At 28.9% G+C, this 6,308-nt stretch carries 7 protein-coding genes and 1 other annotated feature; of the genes, 3 read left to right on the top strand and 4 right to left on the bottom strand.

What is annotated here, in order from left to right:
* From VLM92_RS04725 to VLM92_RS04710, 4 genes are all read right to left on the bottom strand, one after another.
* The coding region (locus VLM92_RS04725; RefSeq protein WP_325275205.1) for a thiamine pyrophosphate-binding protein at positions 1–635 on the bottom strand (635 nt) is incomplete at its 3' end.
* A 19-nt stretch (positions 636–654) separates the two neighbouring features.
* Positions 655–2,304, bottom strand: a complete 1,650-nt coding sequence (ilvD, locus tag VLM92_RS04720) for a dihydroxy-acid dehydratase (protein ID WP_325275204.1) — start codon at positions 2,302–2,304, stop codon at positions 655–657.
* Entirely contained in the window at positions 2,270–3,304 is a 1,035-nt protein-coding gene (ilvC, locus tag VLM92_RS04715) for a ketol-acid reductoisomerase (RefSeq protein ID WP_325275203.1), read from the bottom strand. Before ilvC ends, ilvD begins: the two co-directional genes overlap by 35 nt.
* A gap of 99 nt (positions 3,305–3,403) precedes the next feature.
* The gene (locus VLM92_RS04710) at positions 3,404–3,631 is read right to left on the bottom strand and encodes an ACT domain-containing protein (protein ID WP_325275202.1); all 228 of its coding nucleotides are present in this window, start codon (positions 3,629–3,631) and stop codon (positions 3,404–3,406) included.
* Between the two features lie 59 nt (positions 3,632–3,690).
* Positions 3,691–3,927 (bottom strand) — a binding site (T-box leader).
* A gap of 318 nt (positions 3,928–4,245) precedes the next feature.
* Between VLM92_RS04710 and VLM92_RS04705 the strand changes: the two genes are divergently transcribed.
* The 3 genes from VLM92_RS04705 (at position 4,246) to VLM92_RS04695 (ending at position 6,235) form a co-directional block, all read left to right on the top strand.
* Positions 4,246–4,635 (top strand): GntR family transcriptional regulator, encoded by a 390-nt coding sequence (locus VLM92_RS04705; RefSeq protein WP_325275201.1) that lies wholly within the window; start codon positions 4,246–4,248, stop codon positions 4,633–4,635.
* Complete coding sequence (locus VLM92_RS04700) at positions 4,628–5,722, top strand: DUF5808 domain-containing protein (RefSeq protein WP_325275200.1); 1,095 nt, start codon at positions 4,628–4,630, stop codon at positions 5,720–5,722. Before VLM92_RS04705 ends, VLM92_RS04700 begins: the two co-directional genes overlap by 8 nt.
* A gap of 174 nt (positions 5,723–5,896) precedes the next feature.
* Complete coding sequence (locus VLM92_RS04695; RefSeq protein ID WP_325275199.1) at positions 5,897–6,235, top strand: hypothetical protein; 339 nt, start codon at positions 5,897–5,899, stop codon at positions 6,233–6,235.
* Positions 6,236–6,308: the final 73 nt, after the last annotated feature.

Here is a 6,308-nt window from a genome sequence, read left to right as displayed (position 1 = left end):
CCTGCGTATATAACCGGCTTACTAGAGCTCTTAATCATGTTAACAGCTTCTTCTATTTTTTTAGTATCATTATAATTGCATTTATTTTTATTTTTATTTTTATATGATTCATAATTTAAAATATCAAAATTCATTTCTGTAGTAAATATATCCTTAGGTATATCTATAAGAACAGGACCTTTTCTTCCAGTATTTGCAACTTTAAATGCATTTTTAATAGTTGATGGTATATCTTCTACTTTTCTAACTAAGTAGTTATGTTTAGTTATAGATAGTGTTACTCCCGTTATATCTATCTCTTGAAATGAATCTCTTCCAAGTAAGCTAGTTGGAACTTGACCTGTTATAACTACTAAAGGTATAGAATCCATATATGCTGTTGCTATACCTGTTATGGCGTTAGTAGCACCTGGACCTGATGTAGTTATGCATACTCCAACTTTACCTGTACTTCTTGCATATCCATCAGCAGCATGAACTAATCCTTGTTCGTGTGAAGTTCTTATATGTGTAAAATCCTTTTGATAATCATATAGTGCATCGTATAAAGGTATAACAGCACCCCCAGGATACCCAAATAAAGTGTCTACTCCTTCTTTTTTTAAACATTCTAATAATATCTTCGCTCCATTCATACACATCACTCTTTCTATATTACTTGCAAACTGCACCATCGCAGGCACTACTAACTAGTTTTGCATATTTTTTTAAATATCCACTTAAATTTTTATTTCTTATAATTACTTCACTTTTTCTTTCTTGTAGTGTATCTTCATCAACTAATAAGTCTAACTTTCCTTTTTCCAAATCAACTTTTATCATATCGCCATCACACACAAGTCCAATCACTCCACCATCGGCAGCTTCTGGTGATACATGACCTATACAAAATCCTCTAGTTCCCCCCGAGAATCTTCCATCAGTTATTAAACATACACTTTTGTCTAATCCCATACCTGATAGTGCCGCTGTTGGTGTTAGCATTTCTCTCATTCCAGGTCCACCTTTTGGTCCTTCATATCTTATTATAACTGCTGAATTTCCCTTTATTTTTCCATTTAATATAGCTTCTACTGCTTCATCTTCACTATCAAATACAACTACACTTGCTTTAAATATATTTACACTTTCGTCTAGGGCAGATTTTTTTATAACCGCTCCATCTGGTGCTAATGTACCTTTTAATACCTTTATACCTCCCGTTTTTGAATATGGATTATCTACATCTTTAATAACTAAATTATCTTTTTTCTCTACTAAAAGATTATCTATATTAGTACATTCACAGGTTACAACATCTGTATGTATTAAGTTTTTCTTATTTAATTCATTCATAACTGCATATATACCACCTGCATCATCTAAGTCTTGTATGTAATGACTTCCTGCAGGACTTAATTTACATAAATTAGGGGTTTTATCACTTACTTTGTTTATTTTATCTAAATTTATATCTACATTCGCTTCACTTGCTATTGCTGTTAGATGAAGTACTGTATTAGTAGAACAACCTAGTGCCATATCTACAGTTAAAGCATTTTCAAAGCTTTCTTTTGTCATTATATCTCTTGGTTTTATATCTTTTTCTATTAGTTCCATAATTTTTAAACCAGTCTTTTTAGCTAGACGTTTCCTACTTGAGTAAACTGCTGGTATAGTTGCATTTTTACTAAGTGACATACCTAGTGCTTCGCTCATACAATTCATTGAATTTGCAGTAAACATCCCTGAACAAGATCCACAAGTAGGGCATGCTGATTCTTCTAATTCGTATAACTCATCATATGTCATCATATTTTTAGAAACTTTACCTACTGCTTCAAATACAGTAGTTATATCTACATCTTTATCATTATGCCTTCCTTTAAGCATAGGTCCACCACTTATTACTATAGAAGGTATATTAAGTCTAGCCGCTGCCATCAACATACCTGGTACTACTTTATCACAACTTGGGATAAGCACTAATCCATCTAAGCCATGAGCTTTAACCATTATCTCTATACTATCTGCTATTATCTCTCTACTTACTAAAGAATACTTCATTCCCTCATGATTCATAGCTATACCATCGCATACCGCTATAGATGGAAATTCTAAGGGAGTTCCACCTCCCATTAGAACCCCTCTTTTAACAGCTTCTGTTATATCTTTCAAATGAACATGGCCTGGTACTATTTCATTAAATGAATTAACTATACCTACTAATGGATTATTTATTTCTTCATCTATAAGTCCACTAGCCTTAAGCAACGCTCTATGAGGTGCTTTAGTTAGTCCCTGCTTCACATAATTGCTTCTCATTTTTTTTATCCCCCTCTAAAAATGTCATCATAGATCTTAAATTTCTTCCAACCTTAGCCATTTCCATATTATATTCTTCATCTCTATTTTTTAAGAAATTAACACATCCGTTTTTATATTCTTGCATCCATTCATTAGCAAATTTTCCATTTTGTATATCTGTTAGTACTGCTTTCATAGCCTTTTTAGTTTCATCTGTTATAACTCTTTTACCTGATACATAATCTCCATATTCTGCTGTATCACTTATACTGTATCTCATTCTCTCAAATCCACCTTTATATAATAAATCAACTACTAACTTCATCTCGTGTAAACACTCAAAATATGCAACTTCCTTTTGATACCCTGCCTCTACTAAAGTTTCATATCCAGCTTTTATAAGCTCATTAACCCCTCCACAAAGTACCGCTTGTTCTCCAAATAAATCAGTTTCTGTTTCTTCTTTGAATGTAGTTTCTAAAACACCTGCTCTTGTTGATCCTATAGCTTTTGCATATGCTAAAACTGTTTCTAATGCACTACCACTATAGTCTTGGTATACTGCATATAATGCTGGTACTCCGCTACCTTTAGTAAATACACTTCTTACTAAGTGTCCTGGTCCTTTAGGTGCTACCATAACAACATCTACAAACGCTGGTGGATTTATTTGATTATAATGTATATTAAATCCGTGGGCGAATGCTAAAGTATGCCCTTCTCTTAAATTATCTTTTATACTTTCTTCATAAACCTTCCCTTGAACTGTATCTGGCATTAAAAGCATAACCACATCACATTCTTTAACTGCATCACTTACACTTTCAACTTCAAATCCATCAAGTTTTGCTTTTAATACAGATTTACTACCTTCGTGTAACCCTACTACTACATTAACTCCACTGTCTTTTAAGTTTAATGCATGCGCATGACCTTGGCTTCCATATCCTAACACAGCCACCTTCTTATTTTTTAAAACCTCTAAATTAACATCATTATCATAGTACATCTTTTTCATTATAATTTTCCCCCTTATTCAATAATTATTTTTATATAATAATAATTTTTATTATCATTGAGTGTATAGTTATATGCACATTTTTAACAACTTTTTTGCTTATTGTACTGTTATATCATCTACATCATGAAGTTTTCTTATATGATTTAATACCACATCTACAGGTGTTTTATTTTCATCTATTATAAGTTTTATTCCTTTGCTTTCTCCTGTATCTGTAGTCATACTTATAAAATTTATATCTATTTCCTTTCTTCTGAGTGTCATAGCTACTCTTAAAAAAGAATCTATACCTTGATTTAACTTAGCATATACCATTTTTTCCATATATAATTCCTCCTTAAATATAAAAAAACTTCCGTACTTACAAGCAAATTAATATCACTTATAAGGACGAAAGTTATATTTCGCGGTACCACCTTATTTGTAGCATATAGCTACCTCTCATTTATCAGATCATATAATCCTAGCCATGTAACGTTGGCATACGTCTATATTTACTATTATTTCAATATAGAAGCTTAGGAGTGATCATTATATACTATGGTTAATCCAACTCTCAGCAAACGTTGGTTCTCTGTAATTAACTTATTTAGTATTTTTGTCTCCGTCATTGCTTTTTATATTTTATTATTAATACAATTATATTTATGATTTATATATGTGTCAATCTAATTTTTTAAATTTTATGAATTTTTTTAATTTTATGTATTTTTATGATTTAATCCATTATGGTACTTAAATATTGCTTAACCATATAATACCTCCTATCACATGTTGAACTTATGTAAATGCTGCTATTTAGTTTATTAATGATACCTTGAATTAATTTTTATTAAATTTCTTTTTAAAAGTCTGTAACATTTTTATGATTTGTTATATAATATATATAACAAATATATTTTCTATAAAATATATTTGTATATTTGGAGGTGTTAAATATGATTTTAAATTTGGATTTTAATAGTGATGTTCCTATATACACACAAATCAGAGAACAAATTATTAAATCTATAGCAAGTGGTGATTTGAAAATTAATGAATCCTTACCATCTGTAAGGAACATGGCTGAAGAAATTGGTGTTAACCTTCATACTGTTAACAAGTCCTACAATTTACTTAAAGATGAAGGATATATAAACATTGATAGAAGAAAAGGTGCTATTGTAAATACCTTGCCTTTACCTAAAAATGACTTAAATAGTGATAAAATTAAATCTATGTTGGATCTTTTGGTTGCACAAAGCTATCTTTTAGGTATGTCTCGTGAAGAATTTTTAGATTATAGTAATAAATTATTTGATAAATATGGGGTGAAAAATTATGAATAGTACCATAGCTTTAATTGTTAATGTTCCAACTTTACTTTTACTTTATGTATTAATTTACTTTACTCAATCATTAAGTGGTAAAAGACAATTTTATGGAGTTAGCTTAAATAGTGATTATTTTAATAAAAGTGAATTTAAAGCTTTAGATAAAAAATTTAAATTTTTAGTATCTATAGGTTTTATAATATTTACAATAATTACTTTAATTTGTATTTATCTTTTTAAAGCTTATGAAGTTTCTTCTATTTTACCTATGTTAGGATTTTGTTTATATCAATTCTTAGTATATATTCATATTCATAACAAAGTAAAAGCTTCAAAAAGTGAATTAGCTTTAAATATTTCTGATTTGGATTTAGAAAAAACTAAAGTTATATTAGATACTAACTTTATTCATGATAAAAATAGAATTGTAAAAAGATTTTCTATGCTATTTACTATACCTACAGTAATTGTTATTTTAGTTGGAATTTATGTTTTAACTCAATATGAATCTATACCAAACACAATTCCTACACATTGGGGTCCTAGTGGAGCTGCTGATGCCTTTGCTGAAAAATCATTTATTAAAATATTATCTCAAGTACTTATGATGACTGGTATTGGCGTTATTGTTTATATTTCTTCTATAGCTTCTTTAAAAGCTAGAGCTAAGCTTTGTATTGATTCTCTAGATGATAGTAAAAAAGCTCATTTACATTATTTAAATATGTTTGGATTTACTTTCTTCGTTTTAAATGTAAGTTGTCAAATTATTTTTATATCTATATTGATTGCTACACTTAATGCAAGTAGTGTAAATACTTTTGTTTTATGGTCTTGTACTATAGTTACTATATTAGCAGCAATTTATCAGACTTATTTATATTACAAGTCTCCTAGTAAAAGTAAGAATGCTGTTTATTCAGTTGATGATGAAGATTCTTTCTGGATTTTTGGTTGTATTTATAATAACCCAAATGATCCATCATTCTTTGTTACTAAGAGATTTGGTGTTGGTTGGACCGTAAATATTGGAACTACTAAAGGTAAAATATACTTTGCTATTCCATTTGTAATAATTTTACTTTCACTTGTATTTATATAAATAAATTATTTAAGATATTTTTACCTTCTTAATTTTAATGAATTCATATAGTTTTAAAGTCAGACTTATTAGGTCTGGCTTTTTTATTTTGTTAACAATAGATTTATATGAATCATAGTATTATATTGAATATAATTTTTATATTTAATACTATTTGACATTAGGGGGTTAACTATGTACTGCAACGAATATGAACACTGTTTAAAAATGGCATATAAATACTGTCCACAGGTATATAAGGATTTAGACAAACATGCAAAATATGTATGTGATAAATACGATGTAGGAGAATCTATGTATCCATTCCCTAGCGAAGAAAAAATAGAATGTTTATGCGATATGGTAATAGATAGATATGAAGCAGATTGTCGTAGAAATATTGAAGAATATGATGAACTTTTTAGACAATTTGGTGGTAGGTTATTTAGAGATTTAGCTTTAATACTACTTCTACAAAGATTATTGAGAAGAAGAAGAAGACACTATTATCCTGGATATTCTAAATATTTTTAAAAACTAAGTTAAATGATAGATAATTAATATTACTGGAAAATATGAATTCCAGTAATATTAATTAGTCGAAAAC

The organism is Romboutsia sp. (assembly GCF_035470145.1).
Lineage (GTDB): Bacteria > Bacillota > Clostridia > Peptostreptococcales > Peptostreptococcaceae > Romboutsia_D.
Note: the sequence above shows the minus strand (reverse complement) of the source record. Positions and strands in the feature narration are given on the sequence as shown.

Bases quoted from the DNA above. Each gene is read 5' to 3' on its own strand.
- VLM92_RS04700 (WP_325275200.1), top strand. From the start codon at position 4,628: ATGAATAGTACCATAGCTTTAATTGTTAATGTTCCAACTTTACTTTTA.
- ilvD (WP_325275204.1), bottom strand. From the start codon at position 2,304: ATGAGAAGCAATTATGTGAAGCAGGGACTAACTAAAGCACCTCATAGA.
- VLM92_RS04695 (WP_325275199.1), top strand. From the start codon at position 5,897: ATGTACTGCAACGAATATGAACACTGTTTAAAAATGGCATATAAATAC.
- ilvC (WP_325275203.1), bottom strand. From the start codon at position 3,304: ATGAAAAAGATGTACTATGATAATGATGTTAATTTAGAGGTTTTAAAA.
- VLM92_RS04705 (WP_325275201.1), top strand. From the start codon at position 4,246: ATGATTTTAAATTTGGATTTTAATAGTGATGTTCCTATATACACACAA.
- VLM92_RS04710 (WP_325275202.1), bottom strand. From the start codon at position 3,631: ATGGAAAAAATGGTATATGCTAAGTTAAATCAAGGTATAGATTCTTTT.